Here is a 2,741-nt window from a genome sequence, read left to right as displayed (position 1 = left end):
CGTCCTGCGGTTGCGGTCGATGCTCGACGGCACCGTCGACAACAGCCTCGTCGCCCGCTACCGGGCGCTGTCGGGCGCCCATCTGACCTCGGTCCGGACCGAGGAGTTGTCCGGTGATTCGGTACTCCTGGCCGCGCGCACCACCCGCTCCCGGATACCGGTGGCGGTGGCCGCGCGCACCGTGGTGCGTGGGGCCGTCGCGGACGCGGAGGTGGTGCGGGCAGACCGGCAGATCGGTCACGAGTTCACATGCGAGCTCGGGCAGGGGGAGTCCGTAACCCTCGAGAAAACGGTCGCGGTGCGCACAGGCCGGGACCACGCCTCGGCCGGACCCGACGCCGAAGCTCCGCGATGGCTGGAGTCCGCGGGCGACTACGCCGCGTTGTTCGCGGGACACGCCGGGGCCTGGGACCGGATCTGGGGGCGCCTGCGGATCGACCTGGACGGTGACGGCACCGCGGTGCGTACCCTGCGCCTGCATCTGCTGCATGTGATGCAGACGCTGTCGGTCAATTCCGCGGATCTGGACGTCGGTGTACCGGCCCGCGGCCTGCACGGCGAGGCCTATCGCGGGCACGTCTTCTGGGACGAACTGTTCGTATTCCCCGTCCTCAACCCCCGGTTCCCGGCGGTGACCCGGTCGCTGCTGCGGTACCGGTACCGGCGGCTGCCCGAAGCCCGACGCGCGGCCGCCGCGGCCGGACTCTCCGGCGCGATGTTCCCCTGGCAGTCCGGCAGTGACGGCCGGGAGGAGAGCCAGCGCCTGCACCTGAATCCGCTGTCGGGCCACTGGAACCCGGATCCCAGCCGCCGCGCGCACCATATCGGCTCGGCTGTCGCCTACACCGTATGGCAGTACTACCAGAGCACCGGCGACCTCGAATTCCTCGCCGACTACGGGGCCGAATTGATTGTCGAGGTCGCGCGATTCTGGTGCGGGCGGGCCGATTTCGACGGGGACCGGGATCGCTATGTGCTCACCGGGGTCATCGGGCCCGACGAGTTCCACACCGGCTGTCCGGAGGCACCCCGCGGCGGGGTCGACAACAACGCCTACACCAATGTGATGGCCGCGTGGACGATCTCGTGCGCCCTCGAAGCACTGGATGTGCTCCCGCCCCGGGTACGGTCCGAGCTCCTGGAACGGCTCGCGGTCGGGCCGGGTGAACCGGCGCGGTGGCGCGAGGTCGCGCACCGCATGTATGTACCGTTCCATGAGGGAGTGATCAGCCAATTCGACGGGTACGAGCGGCTGCGCGAACTCGATTGGGACCACTACCGCCGCCGCTACGGCAATATTCAGCGCCTGGATCGGATATTGGAGGCCGAAGGCGACGATATCGGACGCTACCGCGCGGGCAAACAGGCCGACGTGCTCATGCTGTTCTACCTCTTCTCGGCCGACGAACTCCGGGAACTGTTCGCCGGCCTGGGATACGACCTGCCGGGTGAGATGATCCCCCGGACCATCGACTACTACTCTGCCCGCACCTCACACGGGTCCACATTGAGCGCCCTGGTGCATTCCTGGGTGCTGGCCCGCGCCCACCGCGATCGCGCCGTGGAATTCTTCGACCGGGTACTGCGCTCGGACGTTGCCGATATTCAGGGCGGAACCACCAGCGAAGGCATCCATCTGGCCGCGATGGCCGGCAGCGCCGATCTGCTCCAGCGGTGCTTCACCGGGCTGGAGGTGCGGCGCGACCGGCTGATCTTCTGCCCGCACTGGCCCGAAGCACTGGGCACCCTGTCGTTTCCCATGCTGTATCGCGGCCACCGGCTCCTCGTCCGCGTGGACGGGCGGCGGATCGAAATCGGTTCGGAGCCGGGAGCGGCGGCGCCGATCGATATCGTCTGCCGGGACCAGCGCGTGCGGTTGTCCGTGGGGGAGACGGTCCGATTGGTGGACCGTCCGGGGTCATGACCGGTCTCGTGCCGGATCGCCTCTACCCGGTCCACCCGTGGCTGCCGGCGAGGGGCGGGGCGGACCCGCCGCATCCGGATGCCGGTCGAGTCGCCGGATTCGCACCTGCTCGGCCAGCACCTCGACCGTCGCCGGTTCGAATACCTCGGTTCCGGGCAGGGCGACCGTGGCCGCGGCCGCCGCGACCGCGTACTCGCAGGCATGCAGGATGCTGTCGCCGCGAGTGACGCGGTAGGTGAGCACGGCGACGAGGCTGTCGCCGGCGCAGGCGTCGCTGCGCGGACCTCCCGGCAGTGGGGGCGCCGAAATCGCGTAATCGGCACCGGGTTCGGAATATACGGCGCCGAGCGCGCCGACGGTGGTGACCGCGTGCTGCGCGGCCGCCGATTCGAGCAGCGCGTGATTCGCGTGGCAAGCGTCGGCGAAAGAGGTGATCGGCCGGCCGATCAGATCGCCGGCTTCCTTCCGGTCCAGCCGGACGAGGAACAGGCGTTCGCCGCGCAGCCGGCGGAATTGTTCGCCGGCGACATCGGCGAAGACAGGGATATGCGCCGTCTGCCCGTGGCGCGCCACGGACGCGGTGAAGTCGCCGGGGGTACCCGGGGGCACGCTGCCAGTGACGACCAGCGCGGAGGCACCGGAGAGCTCGGAGCGGATCGTGGCGAGCAACCCGTCGATATCGGTCGCCGAAATCGCGGACCCCGGGGGGACGATGTGATAGCTACAACCGGTCCGATTCTCTGCGACGACCAGCGCTTCCCGCGTCTCACCCGAGACCGGAACCCGGCGCCGGTCCAGCCCTTCGGCGGCGAGGAGA

Annotated in this window: 2 protein-coding genes; one reads left to right on the top strand and one right to left on the bottom strand. The window is 69.7% G+C overall.

The annotated features are described in order from the left end of the window. A partial coding sequence (locus tag ACWDU1_RS31345; protein WP_450004032.1) for a glycoside hydrolase family 65 protein occupies positions 1 to 1,924 on the top strand: 1,924 nt, incomplete at its 5' end. On the opposite strand, the gene ACWDU1_RS31340 is transcribed toward ACWDU1_RS31345, so the two are convergent. Beyond that, a partial coding sequence (locus ACWDU1_RS31340; RefSeq protein WP_450004030.1) for a PfkB family carbohydrate kinase occupies positions 1,919 to 2,741 on the bottom strand: 823 nt, incomplete at its 5' end. The two genes, ACWDU1_RS31345 and ACWDU1_RS31340, sit on opposite strands and share 6 nt — an antisense overlap.

It is taken from the genome of Nocardia sp. NPDC003345 (assembly GCF_053589395.1).
This window is presented reverse-complemented; position numbering and strand designations above follow the sequence as displayed.